The 25,383-nt window shown below is 69.3% G+C and carries 28 protein-coding genes and 1 other RNA gene; 12 read left to right on the forward strand and 17 right to left on the reverse strand.

The genetic code is table 11. From position 1 onward, the window contains the following. Both ACT54X_RS02835 and ACT54X_RS02840 read left to right on the forward strand, forming a co-directional pair. Positions 1–1,185 carry a GNAT family N-acetyltransferase gene (locus tag ACT54X_RS02835; RefSeq protein WP_354318665.1) on the forward strand — a complete coding sequence of 395 codons (1,185 nt, stop codon included), beginning with the start codon at positions 1–3 and terminating at the stop codon, positions 1,183–1,185. Between the two features lie 82 nt (positions 1,186–1,267). After that, the gene (locus ACT54X_RS02840) at positions 1,268–1,900 is read left to right on the forward strand and encodes a YitT family protein (protein ID WP_354318666.1); all 633 of its coding nucleotides are present in this window, start codon (positions 1,268–1,270) and stop codon (positions 1,898–1,900) included. A gap of 80 nt (positions 1,901–1,980) precedes the next feature. On the opposite strand, the gene ppa is transcribed toward ACT54X_RS02840, so the two are convergent. Then, complete coding sequence (gene ppa, locus ACT54X_RS02845; RefSeq protein WP_234192296.1) at positions 1,981–2,508, reverse strand: inorganic diphosphatase; 528 nt, start codon at positions 2,506–2,508, stop codon at positions 1,981–1,983. 236 nt (positions 2,509–2,744) lie between these two features. On the opposite strand from ppa, the gene ACT54X_RS02850 reads away from it, so the two are divergent. After that, a complete protein-coding gene (locus tag ACT54X_RS02850) occupies positions 2,745–4,895 on the forward strand; it encodes a sodium-translocating pyrophosphatase (protein ID WP_354318667.1) in 2,151 nt (716 codons plus the stop codon). Positions 4,896–4,898: 3 nt separating this feature from the next. On the opposite strand, the gene ACT54X_RS02855 is transcribed toward ACT54X_RS02850, so the two are convergent. Continuing rightward, on the reverse strand, positions 4,899–5,489 hold the full coding sequence (locus ACT54X_RS02855) for a TetR/AcrR family transcriptional regulator (RefSeq protein ID WP_354318668.1): 591 nt from the start codon (positions 5,487–5,489) through the stop codon (positions 4,899–4,901). Positions 5,490–5,630: 141 nt separating this feature from the next. On the opposite strand from ACT54X_RS02855, the gene ACT54X_RS02860 reads away from it, so the two are divergent. Beyond that, complete coding sequence (locus ACT54X_RS02860; RefSeq protein WP_476344919.1) at positions 5,631–6,452, forward strand: metal-dependent hydrolase; 822 nt, start codon at positions 5,631–5,633, stop codon at positions 6,450–6,452. Positions 6,453–6,547: 95 nt separating this feature from the next. On the opposite strand, the gene ACT54X_RS02865 is transcribed toward ACT54X_RS02860, so the two are convergent. After that, positions 6,548–6,787 (reverse strand): hypothetical protein, encoded by a 240-nt coding sequence (locus tag ACT54X_RS02865; RefSeq protein WP_017757288.1) that lies wholly within the window; start codon positions 6,785–6,787, stop codon positions 6,548–6,550. Positions 6,788–6,946: 159 nt separating this feature from the next. On the opposite strand from ACT54X_RS02865, the gene ACT54X_RS02870 reads away from it, so the two are divergent. Further along, positions 6,947–8,380, forward strand: coding sequence for an aldehyde dehydrogenase family protein (locus ACT54X_RS02870; protein ID WP_476344921.1), 1,434 nt, complete (start codon positions 6,947–6,949; stop codon positions 8,378–8,380). Positions 8,381–8,399: 19 nt separating this feature from the next. On the opposite strand, the gene ACT54X_RS02875 is transcribed toward ACT54X_RS02870, so the two are convergent. Continuing rightward, a complete protein-coding gene (locus ACT54X_RS02875) occupies positions 8,400–9,326 on the reverse strand; it encodes a ZIP family metal transporter (RefSeq protein WP_476344923.1) in 927 nt (308 codons plus the stop codon). Positions 9,327–9,625: 299 nt separating this feature from the next. Here ACT54X_RS02875 and moaA point away from each other — a divergent pair, with 299 nt between their 5' ends. Genes moaA through moeA form a run of 3 tightly spaced genes read left to right on the forward strand, consistent with a single transcriptional unit; the run spans position 9,626 to position 12,813 of the window. Further along, positions 9,626–10,759, forward strand: a complete 1,134-nt coding sequence (gene moaA / locus ACT54X_RS02880) for a GTP 3',8-cyclase MoaA (RefSeq protein ID WP_354318672.1) — start codon at positions 9,626–9,628, stop codon at positions 10,757–10,759. 58 nt (positions 10,760–10,817) lie between these two features. Further along, on the forward strand, positions 10,818–11,471 hold the full coding sequence (gene mobA, locus ACT54X_RS02885; RefSeq protein WP_354318673.1) for a molybdenum cofactor guanylyltransferase MobA: 654 nt from the start codon (positions 10,818–10,820) through the stop codon (positions 11,469–11,471). 46 nt (positions 11,472–11,517) lie between these two features. Further along, the gene (gene moeA / locus ACT54X_RS02890; protein WP_476344926.1) at positions 11,518–12,813 is read left to right on the forward strand and encodes a molybdopterin molybdotransferase MoeA; all 1,296 of its coding nucleotides are present in this window, start codon (positions 11,518–11,520) and stop codon (positions 12,811–12,813) included. A 51-nt stretch (positions 12,814–12,864) separates the two neighbouring features. On the opposite strand, the gene rnhA is transcribed toward moeA, so the two are convergent. Together rnhA and ACT54X_RS02900 are read right to left on the reverse strand one after the other, a co-directional pair. Beyond that, entirely contained in the window at positions 12,865–13,314 is a 450-nt protein-coding gene (gene rnhA / locus ACT54X_RS02895; RefSeq protein WP_017761721.1) for a ribonuclease HI, read from the reverse strand. Continuing rightward, positions 13,311–14,087, reverse strand: a complete 777-nt coding sequence (locus tag ACT54X_RS02900) for a class I SAM-dependent methyltransferase (protein ID WP_476344928.1) — start codon at positions 14,085–14,087, stop codon at positions 13,311–13,313. The genes rnhA and ACT54X_RS02900 overlap by 4 nt, the downstream gene beginning before the upstream one ends. On the opposite strand from ACT54X_RS02900, the gene gloB reads away from it, so the two are divergent. Both gloB and ACT54X_RS02910 read left to right on the forward strand, forming a co-directional pair. After that, on the forward strand, positions 14,086–14,874 hold the full coding sequence (gene gloB, locus ACT54X_RS02905) for a hydroxyacylglutathione hydrolase (protein ID WP_354318675.1): 789 nt from the start codon (positions 14,086–14,088) through the stop codon (positions 14,872–14,874). The two genes, ACT54X_RS02900 and gloB, sit on opposite strands and share 2 nt — an antisense overlap. Then, positions 14,871–16,463, forward strand: a complete 1,593-nt coding sequence (locus ACT54X_RS02910; RefSeq protein ID WP_476344930.1) for a transglycosylase SLT domain-containing protein — start codon at positions 14,871–14,873, stop codon at positions 16,461–16,463. The genes gloB and ACT54X_RS02910 overlap by 4 nt, the downstream gene beginning before the upstream one ends. Before the next feature lie 15 nt (positions 16,464–16,478). Here ACT54X_RS02910 and ACT54X_RS02915 read toward each other — a convergent pair whose 3' ends face one another. The 5 genes from ACT54X_RS02915 to dnaX form a co-directional block, all read right to left on the reverse strand. Continuing rightward, the gene (locus ACT54X_RS02915; protein WP_354318678.1) at positions 16,479–17,513 is read right to left on the reverse strand and encodes an ABC transporter substrate-binding protein; all 1,035 of its coding nucleotides are present in this window, start codon (positions 17,511–17,513) and stop codon (positions 16,479–16,481) included. Between the two features lie 212 nt (positions 17,514–17,725). Continuing rightward, entirely contained in the window at positions 17,726–18,118 is a 393-nt protein-coding gene (locus ACT54X_RS02920; protein WP_476344933.1) for an MAPEG family protein, read from the reverse strand. 10 nt (positions 18,119–18,128) lie between these two features. Beyond that, positions 18,129–18,719 carry a recombination mediator RecR gene (recR, locus tag ACT54X_RS02925; protein WP_017759409.1) on the reverse strand — a complete coding sequence of 197 codons (591 nt, stop codon included), beginning with the start codon at positions 18,717–18,719 and terminating at the stop codon, positions 18,129–18,131. Positions 18,720–18,741: 22 nt separating this feature from the next. Beyond that, complete coding sequence (locus ACT54X_RS02930; protein WP_017759408.1) at positions 18,742–19,074, reverse strand: YbaB/EbfC family nucleoid-associated protein; 333 nt, start codon at positions 19,072–19,074, stop codon at positions 18,742–18,744. Between the two features lie 48 nt (positions 19,075–19,122). Then, positions 19,123–21,099, reverse strand: coding sequence for a DNA polymerase III subunit gamma/tau (dnaX, locus tag ACT54X_RS02935; protein WP_476344934.1), 1,977 nt, complete (start codon positions 21,097–21,099; stop codon positions 19,123–19,125). Between the two features lie 87 nt (positions 21,100–21,186). Here dnaX and ffs point away from each other — a divergent pair. Beyond that, positions 21,187–21,283: signal recognition particle sRNA small type (gene ffs / locus ACT54X_RS02940), an RNA gene on the forward strand. Positions 21,284–21,529: 246 nt separating this feature from the next. Next, positions 21,530–21,841: a hypothetical protein gene (locus ACT54X_RS02945; protein ID WP_294369587.1), complete on the forward strand. Its 312-nt coding sequence runs from the start codon at positions 21,530–21,532 to the stop codon at positions 21,839–21,841. 41 nt (positions 21,842–21,882) lie between these two features. Here ACT54X_RS02945 and fliR read toward each other — a convergent pair whose 3' ends face one another. From fliR to fliM, 6 genes are read right to left on the reverse strand one after another with little or no spacing between them, the layout of a single operon-like run. Further along, on the reverse strand, positions 21,883–22,653 hold the full coding sequence (gene fliR / locus ACT54X_RS02950) for a flagellar biosynthetic protein FliR (protein WP_294369590.1): 771 nt from the start codon (positions 22,651–22,653) through the stop codon (positions 21,883–21,885). 46 nt (positions 22,654–22,699) lie between these two features. After that, positions 22,700–22,969 carry a flagellar biosynthesis protein FliQ gene (gene fliQ, locus ACT54X_RS02955; protein ID WP_017757546.1) on the reverse strand — a complete coding sequence of 90 codons (270 nt, stop codon included), beginning with the start codon at positions 22,967–22,969 and terminating at the stop codon, positions 22,700–22,702. A gap of 24 nt (positions 22,970–22,993) precedes the next feature. Beyond that, positions 22,994–23,743 carry a flagellar type III secretion system pore protein FliP gene (gene fliP / locus ACT54X_RS02960; RefSeq protein ID WP_294369593.1) on the reverse strand — a complete coding sequence of 250 codons (750 nt, stop codon included), beginning with the start codon at positions 23,741–23,743 and terminating at the stop codon, positions 22,994–22,996. Then, positions 23,736–24,029, reverse strand: coding sequence for a FliO/MopB family protein (locus ACT54X_RS02965; protein ID WP_294369596.1), 294 nt, complete (start codon positions 24,027–24,029; stop codon positions 23,736–23,738). Before ACT54X_RS02965 ends, fliP begins: the two co-directional genes overlap by 8 nt. 37 nt (positions 24,030–24,066) lie before the next feature. Then, complete coding sequence (fliN, locus tag ACT54X_RS02970; RefSeq protein ID WP_476344937.1) at positions 24,067–24,432, reverse strand: flagellar motor switch protein FliN; 366 nt, start codon at positions 24,430–24,432, stop codon at positions 24,067–24,069. After that, complete coding sequence (gene fliM, locus ACT54X_RS02975; RefSeq protein ID WP_476344939.1) at positions 24,422–25,363, reverse strand: flagellar motor switch protein FliM; 942 nt, start codon at positions 25,361–25,363, stop codon at positions 24,422–24,424. Before fliM ends, fliN begins: the two co-directional genes overlap by 11 nt. Positions 25,364–25,383 lie beyond the last annotated feature (20 nt).

Raw genomic sequence — 25,383 nt, forward strand, 5'->3', positions numbered from 1 at the left:
ATGCCTGGAGCGTCCCTCGAATTCAGGATCGTCCACGATCCATTGCAGATCGATGCCTCGGCCTGGAACGCCCTGCTCGCCCGGCAGGCCGCGCCCAGCCCCTTCATGCGGCACGAGTACCTTGCGGCGATGCATGCGAGCGGAAGCGCAACGCCGCAAACGGGCTGGGCTCCCGCCTTTGCCACGCTGTGGCGGGGCAACGAGTTGGCGGCGGCCTGCGCGCTCTACCTGAAGTCCCACTCCTACGGCGAATACGTGTTCGACTGGGCCTGGGCGAATGCGTATGAACAGCACGGCCTGCGCTACTACCCCAAAGCCCTGGTGGCGGTGCCGTTCACGCCGGTGCCCGGCACCCGGCTGCTGGCGCTCGACCCACCCACGCGCCTGGCGCTCCTCCGATCGCTGGTGGCCTGGGCGGCGGACAACGAACTGTCTTCCCTGCACCTGCTGTTCGGCGTAGACGAAGACATTGCCGCCTGCGAAGCCGCTGGTCTCATGCTGCGGCACACGGTGCAGTTCCACTGGGAGAACGCGCACCCTGCGCAGGACGAGCAGGCGCGCCGCTATCGGGATTTCGACGACTTCCTCGCGGCCCTCAACCAGGAGAAGCGCAAGAAGATCCGCCAGGAGCGCCGCAAGGTCGCCGAGAACGGCGTGCGCTTCCGCTGGGCGCGCGGCACGGACATCCGTGACGCGGACTGGGATTTCTTCTATCGCTGCTATGCGCGCACCTACCGCGAGCATGGCAACCCACCCTACCTGACCCGGGACTTCTTTCACCGGATGGCGACCAGCCTGCCCGACGCCTGGCTCCTGTTCGTGGCCGAACGCGAGGGCCGTCCCACAGCCTGCAGCCTGATCGGCCTTGGCGCCGACGCCGATGGCCGTGGCATCGCCTACGGACGCTACTGGGGCGCGCTGGAACGCGTCGACTGCCTGCACTTCGAAGCCTGCTACTACCAGCCCATCGAATGGTGCATCGCCCATCAGGTGCATCGCTTCGAAGGCGGCGCACAGGGCGAGCACAAGATGGCGCGCGCACTCATGCCGGTCAGGACCACCAGCGCCCACTGGCTCGCCCACCCGGCCTTCGCGGATGCGGTGGAGCGCTTCCTGGCGCGCGAAGACGAAGGCGTGTCGGCCTACCTGTCGGAACTCGGCGAGCGAAGCCCGTTCCGCGCCTAGCACCTCTCGCGCCGTGAGGCCGCAGGACGCACCCCTGCGCCAGATCATGCGGGCCAGCCCTGGCACCCGCTAAGCTCGGTCGATGACCGACGCCGCCGCTCCCGTCTCCCCAGCAGCCCCGCGGACCCGCCATGCCTTGTGGGAGGACGCACTGGCCATCGCCAGCGGCACGCTGCTCATTTCCGTGGGCGTGGCGCTGTTCACCACGGCCGGACTGCTGACCGGCGGCACGGCTGGCATCGCGTTCCTGTTGCACTACGGCACCGGCGCCAGCTTCGGCACCCTCTTCTTCCTGCTCAACCTGCCCTTCTACTGGCTGGCCTGGCGCAAGCTGGGCCCGGCCTTCACCATCAAGACCTTCCTGGCCGTTGCCTCGCTGTCCTTGCTGACCCTTTGGCAGCCGGCATTGCTGCACTTCGACCGACTGCACCCACTCTATGCCGCCCTGGCCGGCGGGCTGGTGACGGGCACCGGCTTCCTGATCCTGTTCCGCCACCGCTGCAGCCTGGGAGGCATCGGTATCCTCGCGGTCTGGCTACAGGAGAAGAACGGGTGGCGCGCCGGGCAGGTGCAGATGGGCTTCGACTGCCTCATCGTCGCGACCGCCTTCGCGCTGGTGGAGCCGCAGCGGGTGATGCTGTCCATTGCCGGCGCCGTCGCACTCAATGCGGTGCTGGCCATCAACCACAAGCCGGGCCGCTACCTGGGCTTCTGACTCGCACGGCGACCAGTGCGCCGAGTGCCCAAGAAAAAGCCCGCCGAAGCGGGCTCATGATCGCGATCCGCGGCGGCGGATTACTTCTTGTACGCGGCGATGCCGTCGGTGATTTCCTTGTGGGCGGCTTCGATGCCGTCCCAGCCCAGCACCTTGACCCACTTGCCGGCTTCGAGGTCCTTGTAGTGCTCGAAGAAGTGGCTGATGGCCTTCAGGCGCATCGGGTTCACGTCCTGCACCGTCTTCCAGTGGCTGTAGATCGGCAGGATCTTGTCGGTGGGCACGGCCAGCACCTTGCCATCCACGCCGGCCTCGTCTTCCATCTTCAGGATGCCCAGCGCGCGGCACTTGACCACCACGCCCGGCAGCAGCGGATAGGGCGTGACCACCAGCACGTCCACCGGGTCGCCATCGCCCGACAGCGTCTGCGGCACGTAGCCGTAGTTGGTCGGGTAGTACATCGCCGTGGTCATGAAGCGGTCGACAAAGATCGCACCGGTTTCCTTGTCCACCTCATACTTGATCGGATCGGCGTTCATCGGGATTTCGATGACGACGTGGAACTCTTCAGGGGCCTTGGGGCCCGGGGGGATTTTGTCGAAGGACATGGCTTGTCTATGGTTGGAATGGCGTTCGCCCCGCGGCTCGGGACAAACCCCGAGTTTAGCCAGCGGGCCGACGCCAGCCTGACACCGACGCGGTTTGCCTGTAAATTCGTTGCGTTGGCCAATCAGTGCAAAGCGGGTTCTACCCCCAGCATTGAGGAAGCAACGCGGCGGCAGTTGGGCCCGGCGCGTTGTGGCAGGGTCCCGGCTGGCGTCTTCACAACCATATGGAGACGGCAATGACTGGCAACTTCCCTTTGTATGCGGTGATCGCCTGTGGGCTGATCGCTGTCATCTACGGCATCTGGGCGCGAAGCTGGATTCTTTCCCGCGACCCGGGCAACGCCCGCATGCAGGAGATCGCCGCGGCGATCCAGGCCGGTGCCTCGGCCTACCTGGCCAAGCAATACACGGCCATCGGCATCGTAGGCCTGGTGCTCGCGGTGCTGATCGCGCTCTTCCTCGACAGTCTCACGGCGGCCGGCTTCGTGGTCGGCGCCGTGCTGTCGGGCGCCTGCGGCTTCATCGGCATGAACGTCTCGGTGCGTGCCAATGTGCGCACAGCGCAGGCCGCAGCGCAGGGCATCGGACCGGCGTTGCAGGTGGCATTCCGGGGTGGCGCCATCACCGGCATGCTGGTGGTCGGGCTGGGGCTGCTGGGGGTCGCCGGCTTCTATGCCTTCCTGGGCGCGGGCACGGCCACGCCGCAGGCACTGAATCCGCTGATCGGCTTTGCCTTCGGCTCCTCGCTGATCTCCATCTTCGCCCGGCTCGGCGGCGGCATCTTCACCAAGGGAGCGGACGTCGGCGCCGATCTCGTCGGCAAGGTCGAAGCCGGCATTCCCGAGGACGATCCGCGCAACCCCGCCGTGATCGCCGACAACGTGGGCGACAACGTCGGCGACTGCGCCGGGATGGCGGCCGACCTGTTCGAGACCTACGCCGTCACGCTGATCGCCACCATGGTGCTGGGTGCGCTGATGGTCACGGCAGCGCCGGCGAATGCGGTTATCTATCCGCTGGCGCTGGGCGGCGTCTCGATCATCGCGTCCATCGTCGGCTGCTTCTTCGTCAAGGCGTCACCGGGCATGACCAACGTGATGCCGGCGCTCTACCGCGGCCTGGCAGTCGCCGGCGTGCTGTCGCTCATCGCGTTCTGGTTCGTCACGTCCTGGCTGATGCCCGACAACGCAGTGGTCGCCGCCGGCAGCCAGCTGCGCCTGTTCGGCGCCTGCTTCGTGGGCCTGGCCCTGACGGCCGCGCTGGTGTGGATCACCGAGTACTACACGGGAACGCAGTACAAGCCGGTACAGCATGTGGCCCAGGCCTCCACCACCGGCCATGGCACCAACATCATTGCCGGCCTGGGGGTGTCCATGCGGTCCACGGCATGGCCGGTGATCTTCGTCTGCGCCGCAATCCTGGCGGCCTACACGCTGGCCGGCCTGTATGGCGTGGCCGTGGCGGCAACCTCGATGCTCTCGATGGCCGGCATCGTGGTCGCGCTGGACGCCTACGGCCCCATCACCGACAACGCGGGCGGCATCGCGGAGATGGCCGAACTGCCGTCGTCCGTCCGCGACGTGACGGACCCGCTGGATGCCGTCGGCAACACGACCAAGGCGGTGACCAAGGGCTATGCCATCGGTTCGGCGGGTCTGGCTGCGCTGGTGCTGTTCGCCGACTACACGCACAAGCTCGAAAGCTATGGCCAGGCCATCGACTTCAACCTGTCCGATCCGCTGGTCATCGTGGGGCTGTTCATCGGGGGGCTGATTCCCTACCTCTTCGGCGCCATGGCCATGGAAGCCGTGGGCCGCGCGGCCGGCGCGGTGGTCGAGGAAGTGCGACGTCAGTTCCGCACCATCCCCGGCATCATGGACGGCACCGGCAAGCCCGAGTACGGCAAGGCGGTCAGCATGCTCACCGGCGCGGCCATCAAGGAGATGATGATCCCGTCGCTGCTGCCGGTACTCGTGCCCATCGTGGTGGGCCTGGTGCTGGGGCCGAAGGCCCTGGGCGGCCTCCTGATGGGCACCATCGTCACCGGCCTGTTCGTCGCGATCTCGATGTGCACTGGCGGCGGCGCCTGGGACAACGCCAAGAAGTACATCGAGGACGGCCATTTCGGCGGCAAGGGCAGCGAGACCCACAAGGCGGCCGTCACAGGCGATACGGTGGGCGACCCCTACAAGGACACGGCCGGGCCGGCCGTCAATCCGCTGATCAAGATCATCAACATCGTGGCGCTGCTCATCGTGCCGCTGGTGGTGCAGTTCCACGCGCCTCAGCCCCCGCGCGCGGCGAGCCTCGGCGCGCCCGTCTTCGGGCAAGTGGCCCAGGCACAGCCGACCACCTCGAACCCAATGCCGACGCCGACGCAACGCTGACCGTCAGCGCTGCGCCACGGCACGCACCAGGCGCGTGGCCGGCTCCACCAGCGCGGTGAGGTCGGCCTCCCGCCCCTCCTCCACCGCGAGGAGCACGAGTTCGTGGATGCCGCCCACGACCGTCATGGCCATCTGCCGGTCAAGCGGCTGGCCCTGCGCATCGGGAACGGCCGCGCCGATGAAATCGGCGATGGCCAGATGTACCCGGCGCCGGACCGCGAGGCCTTCCAGGCCCAGGCCGAGGATCTCGACGAACAGCGTGCGCAGAAGAACCGGATCGGAGGCCAGGCACTCCAGATAGGCCCGCACCGCGCCGTCCACCTGGACCTGCCAGGGCCTCGACCGGTCGACCGACTCGACCAGCACCTTCAACGCCACACCGCTTGCCGCTTCATATAGCGCAAGCAGGCACTCGGTCTTGCCCGCGAAGTGCTCGTAGAAGGTCCGGCGCGACACCGCGGCCTCCCGCACGATGTCGGCGATGGAGGTCTGGGCATACCCGCGCGCCGCCAGGGCGCGGGCCATGCCTTGCAGCAGGCGCTCGCGATGGCCGGCCTCTGTGAGCTTCTCTTCGGGTGCGGTGGAGCTGTTCATGCGGTGCGAAGGCCGCGGAACGCGGCCGGCAGTAGATCGTACAAAGCCCCTCATCGGGGCCCGGTCGGCACTTGAGCGTACCGGCTCCTGGGAGGATGATCGCGGTACGCTTCCGTACCAATTCTCCGAAAGTGACCCCTGATGAGCCAGCTCGTGATTCGAAGACTGCTGATCGACCTCGACGCGCCGTTCGAGCGCCAGTGGTGCGCGGGCAATGCCTTCCAGACGGCTTTCTTCAATGCGCTCTCCATGAGCTTTCCGTTCGGGGAGCAGTTCTTCATCGATGCCGTGCGGGGCGCGCTGCCGATGCTGACGCCCGACGCCCAACAGGGCTGGCAGTCCGAGGTGCGCGGCTTCATCGGCCAGGAAGCCACGCACCGGCGCATCCACGCCCTGTTCAACGGCCAACTCGAACGGCAGGGCCTCAAGGATTCCTGGACGCCACGCATGAAGCAACGGATGGCGCTGCTCGACGGCCAGGATCCGCGACACGCCCTGGCGATCACTGCCGCGACCGAGCATTTCACCGCCATCTTCGCGGACTGGCTGCTGCGCCATCCCCAAACCCTGGAGGGCGTCGAGCCTCGTCTACGGACGATGTGGATGTGGCATGCGGCCGAGGAGTCGGAGCACAAATGCACCGCCTTCGACCTCTATCGCGCCGTCGGAGGCGCCGAATCATGGCGGCGGCGCTGGATGCGGCGCGTCACCCTGCTCTTCCTGACCGACCTGCTCCGACAGACCGTGGCCAATCTGCGCCATGAAAAACAGCTGTGGAAGCGATCAACCTGGCGGCAGGCCTGGCACACCCTGTTCGGTCGCAAAGGCCTGCTGACCAGCAATGTGCGCGCGTGGCGCGCCTACTTCCGCCCGACGTTCCATCCCTCCGAACAGGACGGCACGCTTGCGCAGCAGTGGCTGGCCGACCACCGTGACAGCTACGCCCCTGTCGGCGCAAACTGAACATCGGCAAACGACGAAGGCGGGGTGCCCCGCCTTCAGCCTCCTGGAGCAACGGTCCAGGCTTCAAAGCGCCCCATGCGGGGCGCCCCGTGGGTTCAGCCTCCGCCCTTGAGCGTCGCTTCCAGTTCCTTGCAGGACGGCGCGCACACCGGCTGGGCCTTGCCCAGGACGCGCTTGGTCTGCATCAGGGAGCGGGGGCGGTGCTTGCCGCACAGGAAGCACGACATCGTGGCGCCGCTGAAGGAGGACGAGGCCTTGAAGGGAGAACCTGGGGTCTTGGACTTGTAGCGCAGCCCAGCCTCGTCCATGGTCGTCTTGACATCAGAGCTGGCCATGGGCGCCTCCCTGTTGAACGAACACGCCGCGGACGGCAGAGAGAAGTGGGGAGTACATGCACGGCATGTCGTTATTTTCGGCGATTTCCGGATACCTGTTTTGACGGGGGACATTATCCCCGCCGACGCAATGGCGACGGCTCCTCCACAATTGGGGGCATGCAACTGAATTTCATCGCCAACGAGCATGCCGCCTCCGCCAGCGGCCGCGTGATTCCGGTCCTCGACCCCTCCGACGGTCAGGCCTTCGACGAGTTGCAGCGCAGCGATGCGCGCGACATCGACGCCGCCGTGCAGGCTGCGCGCGCCTGCTACGAGGGCGCGTGGGCGCGCCTTTCGGCCGCCGACCGCGGCCGCCTGCTGTACCGCCTGTCCCTGAAGGTGGCGGAACATGCCGACGAACTCACGGCGCTGGAGCAACGCGATTGTGGCAAGCCGACCAAGCAGGCGCGTGCCGATGCGCTGGCCCTCGCGCGCTACTTCGAGTTCTACGCGGGCGCGTGCGACAAGTTCCACGGCGAGACCATTCCGTACCTCGACGGCTACAGCGTGATGACCTGGCGCGAGCCGCATGGGGTGACGGGCCATGTGATCCCCTGGAATTACCCCATGCAGATCTTCGGGCGCAGCGTCGGTGGTGCGCTGGCCGCGGGCAACTGCTGCGTGGTCAAGCCTGCCGAAGACGCCTGCCTGTCGCTCATCCGCGTGGCGCAACTGGCGGCCGAAGTGGGCTTTCCCGCAGGCGCCATCAACATCGTCACCGGCTACGGCCATGAAGTCGGCGACGCGCTGGCACGCCACCCCGGCATCGACCACATCAGCTTCACCGGAAGCCCCCGCGTGGGCACGCTGATCCAGCAGGTGGCCGCCGAGCGCCACTGCCCCGTCACGCTCGAACTTGGCGGCAAGAGCCCGCAGATCGTGTTTGCCGATGCCGACCTGGACGCTGCCATTCCGGTGCTCATCAATGCCATCGTGCAGAACTCGGGCCAGACCTGCTCGGCCGGTTCGCGCGTGCTCATCGAAGGCAGCATCTACGAACCGCTGCTCGACCGCCTCGGCGCGGCGTTCGAGAAGCTGCGCGTCGGCCCCGCCGCCATGGACCTGGACCTCGGCCCGCTGATCCGTCAGACCCAGCAGCAGCGCGTGTGGGACTTCCTCTCGGATGCCCAGACCGCCGGCATCCCCATGGTGGCCCAGGGCCAGGTCGTAGAGGAGGCGCCCGACTCCGGCTTCTACCAGGCGCCCACGCTGCTGCGCGACGTGCCGGTGGACCACCGCATCGCCCAGGAGGAAGTCTTCGGCCCCGTGCTGGCGGCCATGCGTTTCGATGGCGAGGACGACGCGGTGCGCCTGGCCAATGCCACGCAGTTCGGCCTCGTGGCCGGCGTGTGGACGCGCGATGGCTCGCGGCAGTTCCGAATGGCCAAGCGGCTGCGCAGCGGCCAGGTGTTCATCAACAACTACGGCGCGGGCGGCGGGGTCGAACTGCCCTTCGGCGGCGTGAAGTCTTCCGGCTACGGCCGCGAGAAAGGCTTCGAGGCGCTGTACGGCTTCACCACGATGAAGACGATCGCCATTCGCCACGGCTGATGCCGGCCGTGCACGGGGCTCAACCGAGCGCCGTGTCCAGCAACATCATCAGGACGAAGCCGACCATCAGCCCACCCGTCGCGAAGGCCTCATGGCCCTTCCGATGGGACTCAGGGATGATTTCGTGGCTGATGACGAAGAGCATCGCGCCGGCCGCAAAGCCCAGTCCCCAGGGCAGGAGCAGGGCCGAATGCTCAACGACTGCCGCGCCGAGCACAGCGCCCAGCGGCTCGATCAGGCCGGACGCCATGCCCAGCGCAACCGCGAGACCGCGCCCATAACCCGCAGCCAGCAGCGCCACCGCGACCACCAGCCCCTCGGGCACGTCCTGGATCGCGATGCCCGTCGCCAGCGCGTTGGCACGCAGCCCATCATTGCCCGCGTAGCCGACGCCGATGGCCAGCCCTTCGGGCAGGTTGTGCAAGGCGATGGCGATCACGAACAGCCAGGTGCGCCGCAACGTGCGCACGGCATCGGTGTCGCGTCCTTCGCGGCCCTTGATGAAATGCTCGTGAGGCAGCAGCTTTTCCATGGCCATCAAGGCCGCTGCGCCCAGCAGGATCGCGGCGCCGATCACGCCGCCCGCGGACCAGCGGCCGCCGCCGAACAGCGCCTGCTCCTTCGCCACCTCCAGCCCGGGCAGGATCAGCGAAAAAGCGCAGGCCGCCAGCATGACGCCCGCGCCGAAGCCGAAGAGCGTGTCCTGCACACGCTCCGAAAGCCGTTGGGAGAACAGCACCGGCAGCGTGCCCAGTGCCGTGGCCAGGGCCGCGACCGAGCCACCCACCAGGGCCTGTCCCACCACCTCGCTGCTGGCAACCAGCGACCAGAACTGCCCTGCCAGGACCGACACGCCCAGTGCCATGATCGCCAGCCCGAGCCAGCGGCGCGCGGTGCGCGGATGCCGGCGCGTGGCAGGCCAGGCAGCGGTTTCAGAGTCGTTCATGGTCGGTCCTTGCGGTGATGGCGTCGCTCCGGCACCGGGAGGGCGCCCGCCCTCCAACACTGGAGCGCTGGCAGTGAACCACCGGGCCAGCCCCGTCGATGTAGTCCGGGCGCCGGTCCGGCTACCAGCGGACGCAGGGGGTGCCGACGGCTGGGCATCGCCTGCCCGCGGGCAGCGTGCGTCCGCCCCCCGGGTTCTCCCGCAAGGGCAGACCCCACGCTGCGCCGGAATGCACCCCGTCGATAAACTGCAACGCCCACCGACGTCGCCCTTGCGAGGCGCCGCTCCACACAGATCCCATGGCCTTTCGCGTGATTCCCCTCGTCGACCAGCGCCGCGATGCGCCCCTGCCCGCGCCGCGCGACGAAGAGGGGGTGCGCGCAGGCCTGCTGCAGGACAGGCTCGGGCGTCCCCTCACCGACCTGCGCATCAGCGTGACCGACCGCTGCAACTTCCGCTGCAGCTACTGCATGCCCAAGGAGGTGTTCGACAAGAACCATGTCTACCTCCCGCATTCCGCGCTGCTCAGCTTCGAGGAGATCACGCGTCTGGCGCGCGTATTCGTCGACCAGGGCGTGCGCAAGATCCGCCTCACGGGGGGCGAACCGCTGCTGCGCAAGAACATCGAGCACCTGATCGAGCAACTCGCCGCGCTGCGCACGCCCGACGGGTCGCCACTGGATCTGACGCTCACCACCAACGGCTCGCTCCTTGCACGCAAGGCGCATGCGCTCAGGGCCGCCGGCCTGCAGCGCGTGACGGTCAGCCTCGATGCGCTCGATGACGCCGTCTTCCGCCGCATGAACGACATGGACTTCCCGGTCGCGGACGTGCTGGCCGGCATCGATGCCGCGCGCGAGGCGGGGCTGGGGCCGATCAAGGTCAACATGGTCGTCAAGCGCGGCACCAACGAGCAGGAGATCCTGCCGATGGCGCGGCACTTCCGTGAGCGGCATGGCGGCGACGTGGTGCTGCGCTTCATCGAATACATGGATGTGGGCGCCACCAACGGCTGGCGCATGGACGAGGTGATGCCTTCCGCCGACGTGGTGGCGCACATCGCCGCCGAGTTGCCGCTGCTGCCCCTGGAGGCCAACGCCCCGGGCGAGACCGCGCAGCGCTGGGCCTACGCCGATGGCCGTGGCGAGATCGGCGTCATCAGCAGCGTCACGCAGGCCTTCTGCCGCGATTGCAGCCGGCTTCGCCTTTCCACCGAAGGCCGCGTCTACCTTTGCCTCTTCGCCTCCCAGGGCCATGACCTGCGGCAACTGCTGCGCGGTGGCGCAGACGACGAGGCGCTGGCGCGCACCGTGCGCAGCATCTGGACGCAGCGGGGCGACCGCTATTCCGAGTTGCGGGCCCGCCGGCCTGCCGACGAGGTGGACGGGGGTCCGGCCCCTCGCCGCGTCGAGATGAGCTACATCGGCGGATGAACGCCAGCCCTCTTGCCGCGTGGATGCGCACGCCGCCAGCCAGGCCGGAGGACCGCCGTTGAGCGCCGCTGACGCGCCGCTGCATCACCCACCCGCCCTCGGGGCGGCCGCCCTCACCGGTGCCGTGCTGGCCGGCGGCCAGGGCCGGCGGATGGGCGGCGCCGACAAGGGCCTCCAGCCCTATCGCGGCCAGCCGCTGGCGCTGAACGCGCTGCAACGGCTGCAGCCCCAGGTGGAGGCCTGCCTCATCAGCGCCAATCGCCATCTGCCCACCTACGAGACTTTCGGCGTACCGGTGGTACAGGACAGCATCGCCGGCTTTGCCGGCCCGCTCGCCGGCATGCTGGCCACCATGGAGCACTGCACCACGCCATGGCTGCTGACGGTGCCGTGCGACGTGCCGGCGTTTCCCCCCGACCTTGCCGCACGCCTGTTGCAGGCCGCCCGGTCCGCGGCGGCCGACATCGCCATCCCCACGGTTCGAAGCGGGCCCGGCGACGACGACGCGCGTCCGCAACCCGTGTTCTGCCTCGTCCACACGCGGCTGCACGCCAGCCTGCGCGACTGGCTGGCCCGCGGCGAGCGTCGCGTCATGGGCTGGGCACGCCAGCAGGGCGCGCAGTTGGTGCCTTTCGACCAGCCCGGCGACCCGGCTGCCTTCGCCAACATCAACACCCTGGAAGCGCTCGCCGCTCTCAACGACCAGCGCTGAGGCGGCCGATACTCGGCGGCCGCGCCCTGCCGGCACGCCTCCCGCCATGACCTCTCCGCCCAACCATCCCTCCCACGCCGACACCACGCCCGACCTGCATGTCGACGAAGTGCACCAGCGCATCGCCCGCCTGGTCGCGCGTGGCCGCAAGGACCTGTCGACCGAGCAGATCGCGCTGGGCAAAGCAGTGGGCCGCATCCTGGCGGCGGACGTCCTGTCGCCGGTTTCCGTTCCGCCGCACGACAACGCCGCCATGGACGGCTATGCCTTCTCCGGCGCGGCGCTGCAGTCCGCGGGCGCGGAGCTGGACCTGCGCGTGGTGGGAAAGGCCCGCGCGGGCGCACCCTGGACCGGCCAGTTGGGCCCGGGCGAAGCCCTGCGCATCATGACGGGCGCCGTGATGCCACGGGGCGCCGACACCGTGGTGCCTCAGGAGCTGTGCCAGCCGCAGGCCGACCGGGTGCGCTTCGACCGCCTCCGCGTCGTCGCCGGCGCGCACTGCCGCAAGGCGGGCGAGGACCTGCGGGCCGGGGGCTTGGCACTGGCTGCGGGGACACGCCTGGCGCCCGCGGCGCTCGGCCTTCTCGCGAGTCTCGGACAGGCAGAGGTGAACGTGCGGCGCAGGCTCCGCGTCGCCGTCCTGTCCACCGGGGACGAACTGCTCCAGCCCGGCGAGCCGCCACGTCCCGGTGCGATCTACGACAGCAACCGCACCACCCTCTCGGCGCTCGTGCGCAGCCTGGGCCTGGCGCCGCTCGACCTGGGCCCGGTGCCCGACCGGGCCGACGCCCTGGCCGCAGCGCTGACCGATGCCGGACGGCAGGCGGACGTGGTGATCAGCTCCGGCGGCGTGAGCGTGGGCGAGGCCGACCACACACGGTCCGCACTCGCAGCATCGGGCGAACTGGCCTTCTGGCACGTCGCGATGCGCCCCGGCCGCCCCTTTGCTGCTGGCGTGCTGACGGGCGATGCCGGCGCCCCGCTGCCCTTCTTCGGCCTTCCGGGCAACCCGGTGGCCGCGATGGTGAGCTTTCTGGTCTTCGTGCGGCCGGCGCTGCTGCAACTGGCCGGGTGCGGCGCAGCCGAGGCGGTCGCGCCGCCCCTGGTGCGTGCACGCACGAGCCGCGCGCTGCGCAAGCGCCCCGGCCGGACCGAGTACCAGCGCGCGGTGCTCCGCCGGGTGCCCGGCGCCCTGCCGGTGGTCGACGTCGCGCTCAACCAGAGTTCGGCGGTGCTCAGCGCGATGGTGGCGGCAGACGCCCTGGTCGTGCTGCCGCACGATCAGGGCCACGTCGACGCCGACGAGGAAGTCGACGTGCTGCTGCTGGACACGCTGTCCTGACGGCGGCGCGCGCCTGGCGCCCGGCGGTCGCCGTGAACAACGACGGAAAGCTCAGGCGCGCCCCTGCGCGTGCAGCACGCCACGGTTGGCGAGTGCGTCCGCGCGTTCATTGCCTGGATCGCCCGAGTGCCCGCGCACCCAGCGCCATTCGATCTGGTGCCCGCCGTCGGCCACCAGCTGATCGAGCCGCTTCCACAGCTCCACATTCTTGACCGGCTGACCGGTCGAGGTGCGCCAGCCCTTGGCCTTCCAGCTGCGGATCCAGGACGTGATGCCCTGGCGCACGTACTGGCTGTCCAGGAAGAGCACCACGCGGCAGGGCCGCTTGAGCGCGGCCAGCGCCTCGATCACCGCCATCAGCTCCATGCGGTTGTTGGTGGTGTCCAGCTCGCCGCCGAAGATTTCTTTTTCAAAGGTGCCGGACTTGAGCCAGGCGCCCCAGCCGCCTGGGCCAGGATTGCCCTTGCAAGCACCGTCGGTGTAGATCGTGACTTCGTTCAAAGGTTGTGTTTCTTTCCAGTTCTGGACGTCCGGCCGGCGATCGGGCGCGGTGCCGCCGCCATCGCCGGCCGCCGTTTCCAGTCGGCCGGTAGCAGACGCATGCCGCGCACGCGCTTGACCGCGACGACGAAATAGACGGCGCCGAAGATGGGCCACCAGCGCTCGCCCAGCTCGTCCATCCAGCGGTAGCGCTGAAGCCAGGCTTCACCGCGCGCGGCCGGCCGGTACAGGCCGAAGCGGCCGGACTCGACCTCGAAGCCCAGCAGACGCAGCCAGTCGCGCAGACGCCAGTAGTTGATGAGTTCGGAGGGGCCCGGCAAATAAAGTTCGCCGCCGCCCAGATGCCGGTACAGTCGGGCCCGGCGCTGCCGCAGGCCCCAGAGACTCGCCGGGTTCAGCCCGCAGACGACCACGCGGCCTTCGGGCACCAGCACCCGTTCCACCTCGCGCAGCGTGGTGTGCGGGTCGGCAGCGAGTTCGAGCGTGTGAGGCAGCGTGACGAGGTCCAGGCTGTTGGCGCCGAAGGGCAAGGCCGAGAAGTCCGTCAGCAGGCCGGCCGAAGCGGCCGGCGGCTCCTCGGGACCGCCGGCCAGCCAGCGATGCGGCATGCGGTTGGTGCGCAGCGTGTCGATCTCGGCACAGCCCAGCTGCAGTGCGTGATAACCAAAGATGTCGACCACCGCCTCGTCGAACTGCGACGCCTCCCAGGCCTGCAGCAGGCGGCCGGGCGGGGTCTTCAACCAATCGCCCAACTTTATAATTTGATCGGTCATGACCCTTGTTCCGTTGCCTGCTTTCGCCGACAACTACATCTGGATGCTCCAGATTGGCGCGCAGGCCGCCGTGGTGGATCCAGGCGACGCCGGACCGGTGTTCGACGCCTTGGCCCGGGAGCCCGGGCTTGAACTGGCGGCGATTCTAGTCACACACCATCACGGCGATCACACGGGCGGCGTGGCCGCGCTGCGCGAGGCCACCGGAGCTCAGGTCTTCGGTCCGGCCACTGAAAACATCCCCCAGCCCTTCACGCCACTGCGCGGTGGCGACCCTGCGCGCGCGCTCGGTCTGACCTTCGAGGTGATCGACGTCCCCGGCCACACCGCGGGCCACATCGCCTACGTGCTGCGCGAGCCGCCCGCCCCTCTTTCCCATCCGCTGCTCTTCTGCGGCGACACCCTCTTCTCGGGCGGCTGCGGCCGCCTGTTCGAGGGCACACCGGCGCAGATGCTGGCCTCGCTCGATGCGCTGGCTGCCCTGCCCGACGACACCCAGGTGTGCTGCGCGCATGAGTACACCCTCTCCAACCTGCGCTTTGCCCTGGCGGTGGAACCCGGCAATGCCGCGCTTGTCGATCACGAGCGCCACTGCCAGACGCTGCGCGCCCAGGGGCGCCCCACCCTGCCGGCCCGGCTGGCGATGGAGCGCCGCACCAACCCCTTTCTGCGCTCGCGCGAAGGCACCGTCATCGCCGCCGTCCAGGCGCACGCGCCCGGCGTGCAGTCCGACGACGAGGTTGCCGTCTTCGCTGCCCTGCGCCAATGGAAAAACGACTTCCGATGAAGAGACTTCTCGCCGCCGCCATGGTGGCTGCCTCGCTGTTCCTGGCCGGCTGCGCCAGCACCCCGCCCGACTCCAAGGCGATCCAGGCCGCTGCGGCGGCCTCCTCGTCCTCGGCCGCGCCGGTTTATCCCACGGGCCGGCTGACGCCGCTGGTGCCCGGCAGCCAGGAATGGAGCGGCCACAGCGTGGTCACCCTCGCGCCGCCGGTGGACATGTGGGACCGCATCCGCCGCGGCTTCAAGATGCCCGACCTGGACAGCGACCTGGTGCGTGACCGCGAGCAGTGGTACGCCACCCGGCCCGACTACATCCAGCGGATGACGGAGCGCTCCAGCAAGTACATCTTCCACATCGTCGAAGAGCTCGAACGGCGCGGTATGCCCACCGAGCTGGCGCTGCTGCCCTACATCGAGAGCGCCTTCAACCCGCAGGCCGTCTCCAGCGCCCGGGCCACCGGCATGTGGCAGTTCATGCCGGCCACCGGCAACGACTACGACCTCAAGCAGAACCTGTTTCGCGACGACCGGCGCGACGTGGTCGCCTCCACCCGCGCCGCCCTCGACTACCTGCAGCGCCTGTACACCATGTTCGGCGACTGGCAGTTGGCGCTGGCGGCCTACAACTGGGGCGAGGGCAATGTGGGCCGCGCCATCGCGCGCAATCAGAAGGCCGGCCTGCCCACGGGCTACGCCGATCTGAAGATGCCCGACGAGACCCGCTACTACGTGCCCAAGCTGCAGGCGGTGAAGAACATCGTCGCCAACCCGCAGCAGTTCGGCGTCGACCTGCCCTTCATTGCCAACCACCCCTACTTCCAGACCGTCGAGCTCACGCGCGACCTGGACGTGGAACTCGCCGCCAAGCTGGCCGACGTGCGCATCGAGGACTTCCGGGCCCTCAACCCCGCCGCGCACAAGCCGGTGCTGCTGGCCGCCAGCGGCACGCCCATCCTGCTGCCCTGGGACAACGCCGCCGTCTTCAAGCGCAACTTCGAGGCCTACAACCAGGGCCAGTACGCGAGCTGGACGGCCTGGACGGTGCCCTCGACCATGACCGTGGCCGACGCCGCCCAGCGCACCGGCATGAGCGAGGCCGACCTGCGGGCGATGAACAACATCCCGCCGCGCATGCTGATCAAGTCGGGCTCCACGCTGATCGTGCCGCGCACCGCCCGCGTGAAGGAAGACGTCGCCGCCGTGGTGGCCGAGACGGGCCACCTGAGCTTCGAGCCCGAGATCGTCACCCGCCGCACCGTGGTCAAGGCGGGCCGCAACGACAGCGTCACCAGCATCGCCAACCGTTATAAGCTCAGCCCCGCACGGGTGGCGCAGTGGAACGACGTGGCAGCGGGCCACCGCTTCAAGCGCGGCTTCCAGGTCGTGGTGTACCTGCCCGTGCGTGCGGCGGCCGCCGAGAACGTGGGCAGCGGCGCCAAGCATGCCGTGGTCACCAGCAAGCGCGGCGGCGGTGTGGCCCGGGCCGCGGTCGCGCCGGTGTCCACGCGCGCGGTTGCGCGCAGCACCACGGCCAGCTCCAAGAAGGCGGTCACGTCGCCCCGTGGCGGCTCGCCGTCCAAGAAGAAGCGCTGACCGGCGCGCCGCCGATCAGGCCTTGAAGCGCTCCTTGGCGCGCTGGGCGAAGTCGTTGGTATAGAGCCGGTCCAGCTCGATCCGCTCCGGCCTGAAGCTGGCGTCGAAGGTGGTCATGGCGGCCAGTGCCGTGCGCGGCCCTTCCGGGGGAACCAGCCCGTCCAGCGCGATCGACTCGCGCACCTTGTCGAAGGCCGCCAGGTACAACGCGCGGTCGCCGAGCAGGTGACTTTCGGGAAGCGCCTTGATGAGGTCGCCGGGCCCGGCCGTCTGCAGCCACTTGAGGCTGTGCACGACCGCATTGGCCACCGCCTGCGCCGTGTTGGGTGCGCGCCGCAGGAAGTCCTCGGACGCATAGAGACAGGCGGCCGGCATGGGACCGCCGAACACCTCGGCCGTGCCACGCAAGGTGCGGCAATCGGCGATCAGCTTCACATCGCCTTTCTGTTCGAGCATGGTCATCACCGGCTCGCTGTTGCTCATGGCATCCACCTGGCCCGTGCGCAGCGCGGAAAGCGCGCCCGCGGACGAGCCCACGCCCACGTACTGCACGTCGCCAGGGCGCAGGCCGCCGCGGGCCGCCACCAGGCTGGCCATCATGTGCGTGGCCGATCCCACGGCCGACACGCCCACGCGACGCCCGCGCAGATCGGGCACCGCCTGATAGGCCGCAAAGCCCTTGGTCGACGTGCCCATGGCCACCTGGGGCGCGCGGCCCTGCAGCACGAAGCAAGGGAAGAACTGGCCGCCGGCCTGCAGGTTCAGCGTGTGCTCGAAGGCGCCCGAGCAGATATCGGCCGAACCGCTCAGCAGGGCCTGCAGGGCCCGCGCGCCCGCCGCATGGTCCACCACCTCCACGTCCAGGCCCTCGGCCCGGAAGTAGCCCAGCTGCTCGGACAGCGTCAGGGGCAGGTAGTAGAACGAGCCCTTGCCCGCGACGGCAATGACGACGCGGTTCTTTTCGAGCCGCGGCTGGGTGCGCACGCCAGGCGCGATGGCCAGCGCGGCACCTGCGGCGGCCGCGGCGCAGAAGGCGCGGCGGTGGAGCATGGCGGCGGTGGTTCCTCTCTGGCAAGGCTGTGGTGCTCGCTGACAGGGTCGCCGCCCCGTCGCATCGAGGGGCCGCGCCCTTCAGGAGAGCCCGGGCATTTGCCACGAGCTTAGGAGGCGCCGACGCGCAGCAGCATCCGGACCATCCCCCACACGGGTTTCCACGGAACGCACCGCGGGCAGCGGCGGCCACCTACCGCCCACCGGGTGGCTCAGCGCCCGACGAATAGGATCGCGATGTTGACCAGCAGCGCCAGCGCGAACACGGCGCTGCGCATCGTGCTGCGTCCGCGGATGTAGAGCGACACGAACACCACCCGCAGCAGCACGTAGGCGACCGCGAGGGCATCGAGCCGCGCCTGCGCCGCGCCGTACTGGTGGGCGATGACCACCGCACCGATGAAGAAGGGCAGGCTTTCGAAACCATTGGCATGGGCCGCCATGGCCCGCGCGCGCCAGCCCTCCAGGCGGCCGGCCCAGTCGCGTGGCGCATCGTTGTCGCGGCGGGCGAAGGCGCCCGCCTTGGCGATGTAGGCCGTCAGGTAGGGCAGCAAGGCGGCCACCAGCACGCACCAGTAGGCCAGCGTCAGATGGCTCACGTTCATGCCTTGCGCCTCAACGGCGGTCGACCAGCGCGTGCGCGATGGTGCCTAGGTCGACGTATTCCAGCTCGCTGCCGGCCGGCACACCACGCGCCAGGCGCGTCACGGTCAGGCCGCGGCTGCGCAGCGCCTCGGCGATCACATGGGCCGTCGCCTCGCCTTCGGCCGTAAAGTTGGTGGCGACAATCACTTCGCTCACATGGCCGTCGGTGGCCCGCGCCACGAGCTGGTGCAGGCCGATGTCGCGCGGGCCCACGCCGTCGAGCGGACTCAAACGCCCCATCAGCACAAAGTAGTAGCCGCGGAAGGCGCCCGTCCGCTCCAGTGCCGCCTGGTCGGCCGGCGTCTCCACCACCGCCAGCTTGCTGGCGTCGCGCTGCGGGTCGCGGCAGACCTCGCACAGCTCGGCCTCGGTGAAGGTGTTGCAGCGGCTGCAGTGGTGCACCTGCAGCACCGCGTCCTGCAGCGCGCGGGACAGCACCTGCGCGCCGTTGCGATCATGCTGCAGCAGATGGAAGGCCATGCGCGAGGCCGACTTGGCGCCCACACCCGGCAGGCGCCGCAGCGCCTCGATCAGCGTGTCGAGCGAATGGGCGTCGGACATGGTGGAGCGGCGGAAGGCTGGCTCAGAAGGGGAACTTCATGCCACCGGGCAGGCCCGGCATACCGGCCGTGATCTTGCCCATCTTCTGCTCGCTGGTCTCCTCGGCCTTGCGCACGGCGGCATTGAAGGCGGCAGCCACGAGGTCCTCAAGCATGTCCTTGTCGTCGGCCAGCAGGCTGGGGTCGATGGTCACGCGCTTGACGTCGTGCTTGCAGGTCATGACGACCTTGACCAGGCCGGCGCCGGATTCGCCTTCGACCTCGATGTGCGCCAGTTCTTCCTGGGCCTTCTTGAGGTTGTCCTGCATGGCCTGGGCCTGCTTCATCAGGCCGGCGAGTTGTCCTTTGTTGAACATGGGCGGGTTCCTTCCTAGGTCTGGAGATAAGGTTGTCGGTGAACGGAATCAGGCCGGCTTGAGGGAGCCGGGCACGATGCGGGCATCCCACTGGCGCATCAGCGCCTGCACATCGGGATCGCCCATGATGGCTTGCTCGGCCGCGAGTTGGCGGGCCTCGGCAGCCGCCCTGTTGCGCAGCGCCGGGCTGTCGACCACGGCGCCCACCTCGATGGCCAGCCGCACAGCGTAGCCGGCGCCGGCCAGGGCATTCTGCAGCCGCTCGCGGCTGGCGCCCTGGTTGAGGGTTTCGCGCTCCACGCGCAGCAGCCACTGGTCGACGTCGCGCGCCACGAGCTGCGACTGCAGCGCCAGTTCGCGTGCCAGGGCATTGATCGCCTCGGCGGCCACGAGGCCCATCACGGTCTGGTGCCAGAAATCGCCCTCCTCGCTGGGACGGATGCGCCCGGCGGCGGACTCGCGCGGCGCCTCGCGCGCGCCCGGCGGCGGCTGCACGCGCAGCGGCACGGCAACCACCGGCGTGTCGGGCTCGCCGGTCGCGGGCGCCGGCCTGGGCGGCGGCGAAGGACTGCGGCCCGGCATGTCGACGACCGGCAGCCTTTGCACGGGGTGCCCGGCTGCGGGTGCGGAAGCGGGCGCCACGGGGGCGGGACGTGCAACGGAGACGTCGTGCGTCTCGGCCTCGGCACGCAGGACGACGGGCGCCGGCGATGCTTGCTGCGCAGGGGGCATCCGCTCCGCCGGTAGCCGTTCGGAAGGCGTCTCCGGCAACTGTGCGGGATGCGCATGCGCAGCCGGTGGCGCGGATGCAGACGCCTGCGCCGCGGACGAGCCCCGCGGCGTCGCAGGCGCCACCGCCATGCCGGCGGGTGCCGGCCGCGCCTCAGCGTTCAGCGGACTTTTTTTTTCAGCCGCGCCCGCAGGCTTGAAGGCCAGCAGACGCAGCAGCACCATGGTGAGCCCGGCGTACTCGTCGGGCGCCAGACCCAGTTCCGCACGGCCATGCAGGCAGATGCTGTAGAGCAGTTGCGTCTCGTCGGCGGGCATGGCGCCGGCCAGCCGCGCCACCTCGGCCGCATCCGGGTCGGCGGCATCGACGGCCGCGGCGCGGGCGGGCACGGCCTGCAGCACCGCCATGGCCTGGAGCACGGCCGTCATCTCCTCCAGCGTGGACGCGGCGGCCAGGCCGGCCACGCGCATGGCCTCGACGGTCTCGACCACGGTGCCACCATCGCCACGCGCCAGGGCGTCGATCAGCGCATGCACATGGCCCCGGTCGGCACTGCCCAGCATCTGGCGCACACCGCCTTCGGCCAGGCTGCCGTTGCCATAGGCGATCGCCTGGTCGGCGAGGGACAGCGCATCGCGCATGGAGCCGCGCGCCGCACGCGACAGCAGGCGCAGCGCGCCCGGCTCAGCCTCGATCTGCTCGGCGCCCAGGACACGCGTCAGGTGATCCAGCACCGTCTCGGGCGCCATGGGCCGCAGGTTGAACTGCAGGCAGCGGCTGAGCACCGTGACCGGTACCTTCTGCGGGTCGGTGGTGGCCAGGACGAACTTCAGGTACTCGGGCGGCTCTTCCAGCGTCTTGAGCATCGCGTTGAACGCGGTGTTCGTGAGCATGTGCACTTCGTCGATCATGAAAACCTTGAAGCGCCCCTGCACCGGCTTGTAGACGGCCTGCTCCAGCAAGCCCTGGACCTCGTCCACGCCACGGTTGGAGGCCGCGTCCAGTTCGGTGTAGTCGACGAAGCGGCCGGCATCGATGTCGGTGCAGGCCTGGCACACGCCGCAGGGCGTGGCGGTGATGCCGCCCTGGCCGTCCGGCCCCTGGCAGTTGAGCGATTTGGCCAGGATGCGCGAGACGGTGGTCTTGCCCACGCCGCGGGTGCCGGTGAAGAGGTAGGCATGGTGCAGCCGCTGCTGCGTGAGCGCATTGCTCAGGGCCTGCACCACATGCTCCTGGCCCACCATCTCGCCGAAATTGCGAGGACGGTATTTGCGGGCGAGCACGAGGTAGGACATCCGGTCGATTCTAAGAGGCGGTGCCCTCTGCCCCGGGATGGCCCGCCGCCGCGGGATGGCTTGCAAGCCTGGGTTATGATCGACCCCGACGGGCCTCCCCGCATGGTCAAGCGGCCAACCGGGTCAGGTGGGGAACCAAGCAGCCCTAACTGCGTAGCCAGTGCCGGGGGTAAGGCTCGTCACCTTCTTCTTCGATCATCGTGTCCGCGCCAGCGGGCCTCGAACCCGCCGGGTTCGCGATCCCTCCCCCCATCTCCTCTGTGTCACCGCTGTGGGTCGGGCGCGTGCATTCGCGCCCTTTCCTCGGGTTCGTGAATGTTGCTTTGCAAATGTTAAGCGCTTGACAGCAGGCCGATCCGACGCCCGCATCGATTCCTAGACTGCCGCCCAGACCCCCATCCCGGGGCTATTGGCTCGACTGGAATACACCGTGAAGCGCTCGACTTTCCTGCTGCCCGTGCTCGTCCTCCTCACCCTGCAGGGCTGTGCCTGGATGGCCCGTCCCGGGGACCGCGAGGACCCGATTCCTCCGCGGCTCGTCAAGGAAGGCGACACCTGGGTGTGGGACCGTCCGGGCGCCTTCGGCCCGGTGCCCCAGACGCTGGCTTCGGCCGGCGACCGCGTGTGTGGCTCGCTCGACAAGAACGGCACACACTGGAAACCCACCGGCTACCACGCACGCGCCGAAGACGGGCTCGGCCGTCCCTTCGACGGGGGCGGCTACTTCTGCGTACCGCAGTAGGCCCAGCGCCGGCGCAAGGCAAGCGCAGTTGAGGCCTGGCCTCAACGGCCACCCACGAAACCGCCCAGCATCCGGTCGATCAGGCCCAGCAGCGGCGACTCCAGCATCGGCAGCACCCAGGCCATGGCCGCCATGCCGGCCGTGAGCGTCACCGGAAAGCCGATGGCGTAGATGTTCATCTGCGGCGCCACGCGCGAGATGATGCCGAGCACCAGGTTGACGAAGAGCAGCAGCCCGACCATCGGCAATGCGATCCATAGTGCGCTGGCGAAGAGCTCGGCGCCCAGCTCGTGCACACGCACCCGCATCAGCGCATCCATGAGGCCGCCGCCGATGGGGAACACCTCGAAGCTCTTGATGACGGCCATCAGGACCGCGAGGTGGCCATTGACCACCACGAAGAGCAAGGTGGCCAGCGTGCCGAAGAAGCGCGACACGGCGCTGGCCTGCGTGTTGTTGATCGGATCGAAGAAGCTGGCGTAGTTCAGGCCCATCTGCAGGCCAGCCAGTTCGCCCGCCAATTCCACGGCGGCCAGGATCAGCCGCGCCGCGAAGCCGATGGCCATGCCGATGCCGGCCTGCTGGACCAGCGCTCCCAGGGCCAGCGGGCTGTCCACGCCGATGGCGGGGGCCGGCGGCAGCACGCCCTGCGCGCATAGGGCGATGACAAAGGCCAGGCCGATGCGCGCGCGCACGGGCAGCGCGCGCGAGGAGAACACGGGGGCGGTGGTGAACAGGCCCAGCACCCGCAGGAAGGGCCAGAGCACGGGCGTGATCCACGCCGTGAGCTGGGCTTCGCTGAAGGTCAGCATGCGTGGGCTCGCACGGCCGGCCGACTGCCCGGTGCCGGGCGGGAGATCACGCGACGACGCTGGGCAGCGACTCGATGATGCGGCGCAGGTAGTCCACCAGCATCGTCAGCATCCAGGGCCCGGCGATGGCCAGCACGGCCACGGCCGCGACCAGCTTGGGCACGAAGGCGAGCGTGGCCTCGTTGATCTGCGTGACGGCCTGGAAGATGCTCACCACCAGGCCGACCGCCAACACGGCCAGCAGCACGGGCGCGGAGACCATCAGCAGCAGCAGCAATGCGTCCTGGCCGGTCGTCAGCACCATCTGGGCGTTCATGGAAGAGGTCCTCGAAGAGAGCGGTCAGGTGATGAAGCTGGCGGCCAGCGAGCCCAGCAGCAGGTTCCAGCCGTCGGCCAGCACGAAGAGCATGAGCTTGAAGGGCAGCGCCACCAGCACCGGCGACAGCATCATCATGCCCAGCGACATCAGCACGCTGGACACCACGATGTCGATCACCAGGAAGGGGATGAAGATCATGAAGCCGATCTGGAAGGCCGATTTCAGCTCGCTGGTGGCGAAGGCCGGGATCAGCACGCGCAGCGGCGCCGTCTCGGCCGTGGTCTCCGAGGGCAGCTTGGCCAGCCGCGCGAACAGCGCGAAGTCGGACTGCCGCGTCTGCTTGAGCATGAACTGGCGCATCGGCTGCTCGGCGCGCGAGAGCGCCTCGTCGAAGGCGATGGCGTTGCGGCTGTAGGGCTCGTAGGCCTCGGCGTAGACCTTGTCCAGCGTCGGCCCCATCACGAAGAGCGTGAGGAAGAGCGAGAGGCCGATGATCACCTGGTTGGGCGGCGCAGCCTGCGTGCCCATGGCCTGCCGCAGCAGCGACAGCACGATCACGATGCGGGTGAAGCCCGTCATCATCAGCACCACGGCCGGCAGGAAGCTCAGCGCGGTGAAGAAGAGCAGCGTCTGGATGGGCACCGAGTAGCTGGTGCCGCCGGCGCCCTGCCCGATCAGCAGCGGCAGCTGGCCGGCCGCGGGCGCCTGCTGCGCGAGCACCGGCGCGATGAGCGCCAGGCCGAGGCCCGCGCCCGCGATCCACTTACGCATCGCCGGGCTCCTGGACAGGGAGGATGCCGGCCGCAGGCAGGGTGTGCAGGCAGTTCACCGCCTGCGCCGTCACGCCCAGCACCAGCCAGGTCCTCGCATGGGCCGGCCCGACTTCCACGGTGACCACCCGCTGCTGCGGCCCCACGGCCACCGCCGACACCACGCGCGACGCCGCATCGGCCGCGCCCGGCGCCAGCAATTGCCGTGCGCGCAGGCGCCGCAGCACGAAGGGCAGCGACGCGATCAGCGCAATGAAGAGGACGATGGTGAGAAGGCTCTGCGTCACGCGGCAAGCACCCGGATCGGATCGAAGGAAAAGGCGCTCAGGCGCGGTGCACGCGACGCAGGCGCTCGGAAGGCGTCACCACATCGGTCAGCCGGATGCCGAAGCGGTTGTTGACCACCACCACCTCGCCCTGCGCGACCAGGTAGCCGTTGACCAGCACATCCATGGGCTCGCCGGCCAGCGTGTCCAGCTCGACGATGGTCCCCTGCCCCATCTGCAGCACCTGCTTGATCGGCACCTTCTTGCGGCCCAATTCCACCGACAGCTGCACCGGGATGTCCAGCACGCGCTGGATGTCCTGTGCCATCGCCGCCGCATCGGGCGTGGCCGCGGCGGCGCCAGGCTCGCCGGGCTCCAGCGGCTCGGCCCAGGCGGCGGAAGAGGAAGAGGTGTCATTGCTCATGGAAGGCTCCTTGGCTGCCGAGGTGCTGCTCGATGCGCAGCGCATAGCGGTCGTTGTGCGTGCCGTAGCGGCAGGCGAAGACGGGGGCGCCTTCGATGGTGGCCAGCACCATCGGCTGGCGGTCCAGCTGGATGAAGTCGCCGGGCTTCATGGCCAGCAGATCGGCCACGCTCAGTTCCGCCTGGGCCAGTTCGGCCACCAGCGTGACCTCGGCGGCCTGGATCTCGCGTGCCAGCTGGCCGACCCAGCGGCGGTCCTCCGCCAGCGCGGTGGCCTGTTGCGGCCCATAGAGCACGTCGCGGATCGGCTCCAGCGCCGCGTAGGGCAGGCACAGGCGCAGCTGGCCTTCGTAGGTGCCGAGCGCGACAGACAGCGTGGTCACCACCAGCGCATCCTGCGGCGTCGCAACGCCGGTGAACTGCGGCAGCCGCTCGTGGCGCAGATAGCTGGGCACCAGTGGATAGACGTCCTTCCAGGCGCGGGCGTACTCCTGGCCCAGCAGCACCATCAGCCGCTGGATCACGCGCTGCTCGGTGGGCGAGAAGTCGCGGTCGATGGGGGTGTGGACCGTGCCGCCGCCACCGTACAGCGCATCCACCAGGGCCGAGACGAAACCGCTGTCGCAGGCAAACAGCGCCTGGCCGCGCAGCGGCTGCAGGCCATACACGCCGAAGCAGGCGGGCATGGCCAGCTCGCCGGTGTAGTCGGCCATGACCTCTTCCCAGCGGCGGACCTGCACGCTCGCGGCGCCCAGTTGCGCACTGCGGCGCGACAGCTGGAACAGCCCCTGGCCCAGGTGGCGCACGAAGCGTTCGTTGACCACGTCCAGCATGGGCAGCGGCTGGCGCACGCGCCGGTCGCTGGGCAGCAGCTCCAGCACGCCAGGCGGCGTGGCGGCCTGCGCGGGGTCGGAAAGGGTGTCCTCGCTCATCGCTTCACCTCCGGGCACGG

Source organism: Pseudacidovorax sp. DMC4 (assembly GCF_056314265.1).

Coding starts and splice junctions, on each gene's coding strand:
- fliM (WP_476344939.1), bottom strand. CDS start 25,363: ATGAGCGAGGACACCCTTTCCGACCCCGCGCAGGCCGCCACGCCGCCT.
- ACT54X_RS02930 (WP_017759408.1), bottom strand. CDS start 19,074: ATGTTCAACAAAGGACAACTCGCCGGCCTGATGAAGCAGGCCCAGGCC.
- fliP (WP_294369593.1), bottom strand. CDS start 23,743: ATGCGTAAGTGGATCGCGGGCGCGGGCCTCGGCCTGGCGCTCATCGCG.
- ACT54X_RS02840 (WP_354318666.1), top strand. CDS start 1,268: ATGACCGACGCCGCCGCTCCCGTCTCCCCAGCAGCCCCGCGGACCCGC.
- ACT54X_RS02855 (WP_354318668.1), bottom strand. CDS start 5,489: ATGAACAGCTCCACCGCACCCGAAGAGAAGCTCACAGAGGCCGGCCAT.
- fliR (WP_294369590.1), bottom strand. CDS start 22,653: ATGCTGACCTTCAGCGAAGCCCAGCTCACGGCGTGGATCACGCCCGTG.
- ACT54X_RS02920 (WP_476344933.1), bottom strand. CDS start 18,118: ATGAACGTGAGCCATCTGACGCTGGCCTACTGGTGCGTGCTGGTGGCC.
- ACT54X_RS02875 (WP_476344923.1), bottom strand. CDS start 9,326: ATGAACGACTCTGAAACCGCTGCCTGGCCTGCCACGCGCCGGCATCCG.
- moaA (WP_354318672.1), top strand. CDS start 9,626: ATGGCCTTTCGCGTGATTCCCCTCGTCGACCAGCGCCGCGATGCGCCC.
- ACT54X_RS02850 (WP_354318667.1), top strand. CDS start 2,745: ATGACTGGCAACTTCCCTTTGTATGCGGTGATCGCCTGTGGGCTGATC.
- ACT54X_RS02860 (WP_476344919.1), top strand. CDS start 5,631: ATGAGCCAGCTCGTGATTCGAAGACTGCTGATCGACCTCGACGCGCCG.
- dnaX (WP_476344934.1), bottom strand. CDS start 21,099: ATGTCCTACCTCGTGCTCGCCCGCAAATACCGTCCTCGCAATTTCGGC.
- ACT54X_RS02910 (WP_476344930.1), top strand. CDS start 14,871: ATGAAGAGACTTCTCGCCGCCGCCATGGTGGCTGCCTCGCTGTTCCTG.
- moeA (WP_476344926.1), top strand. CDS start 11,518: ATGACCTCTCCGCCCAACCATCCCTCCCACGCCGACACCACGCCCGAC.
- ACT54X_RS02835 (WP_354318665.1), top strand. CDS start 1: ATGCCTGGAGCGTCCCTCGAATTCAGGATCGTCCACGATCCATTGCAG.
- ppa (WP_234192296.1), bottom strand. CDS start 2,508: ATGTCCTTCGACAAAATCCCCCCGGGCCCCAAGGCCCCTGAAGAGTTC.
- fliQ (WP_017757546.1), bottom strand. CDS start 22,969: ATGAACGCCCAGATGGTGCTGACGACCGGCCAGGACGCATTGCTGCTG.
- gloB (WP_354318675.1), top strand. CDS start 14,086: ATGACCCTTGTTCCGTTGCCTGCTTTCGCCGACAACTACATCTGGATG.
- ACT54X_RS02900 (WP_476344928.1), bottom strand. CDS start 14,087: ATGACCGATCAAATTATAAAGTTGGGCGATTGGTTGAAGACCCCGCCC.
- fliN (WP_476344937.1), bottom strand. CDS start 24,432: ATGAGCAATGACACCTCTTCCTCTTCCGCCGCCTGGGCCGAGCCGCTG.
- ACT54X_RS02915 (WP_354318678.1), bottom strand. CDS start 17,513: ATGCTCCACCGCCGCGCCTTCTGCGCCGCGGCCGCCGCAGGTGCCGCG.
- recR (WP_017759409.1), bottom strand. CDS start 18,719: ATGTCCGACGCCCATTCGCTCGACACGCTGATCGAGGCGCTGCGGCGC.
- ACT54X_RS02870 (WP_476344921.1), top strand. CDS start 6,947: ATGCAACTGAATTTCATCGCCAACGAGCATGCCGCCTCCGCCAGCGGC.
- ACT54X_RS02865 (WP_017757288.1), bottom strand. CDS start 6,787: ATGGCCAGCTCTGATGTCAAGACGACCATGGACGAGGCTGGGCTGCGC.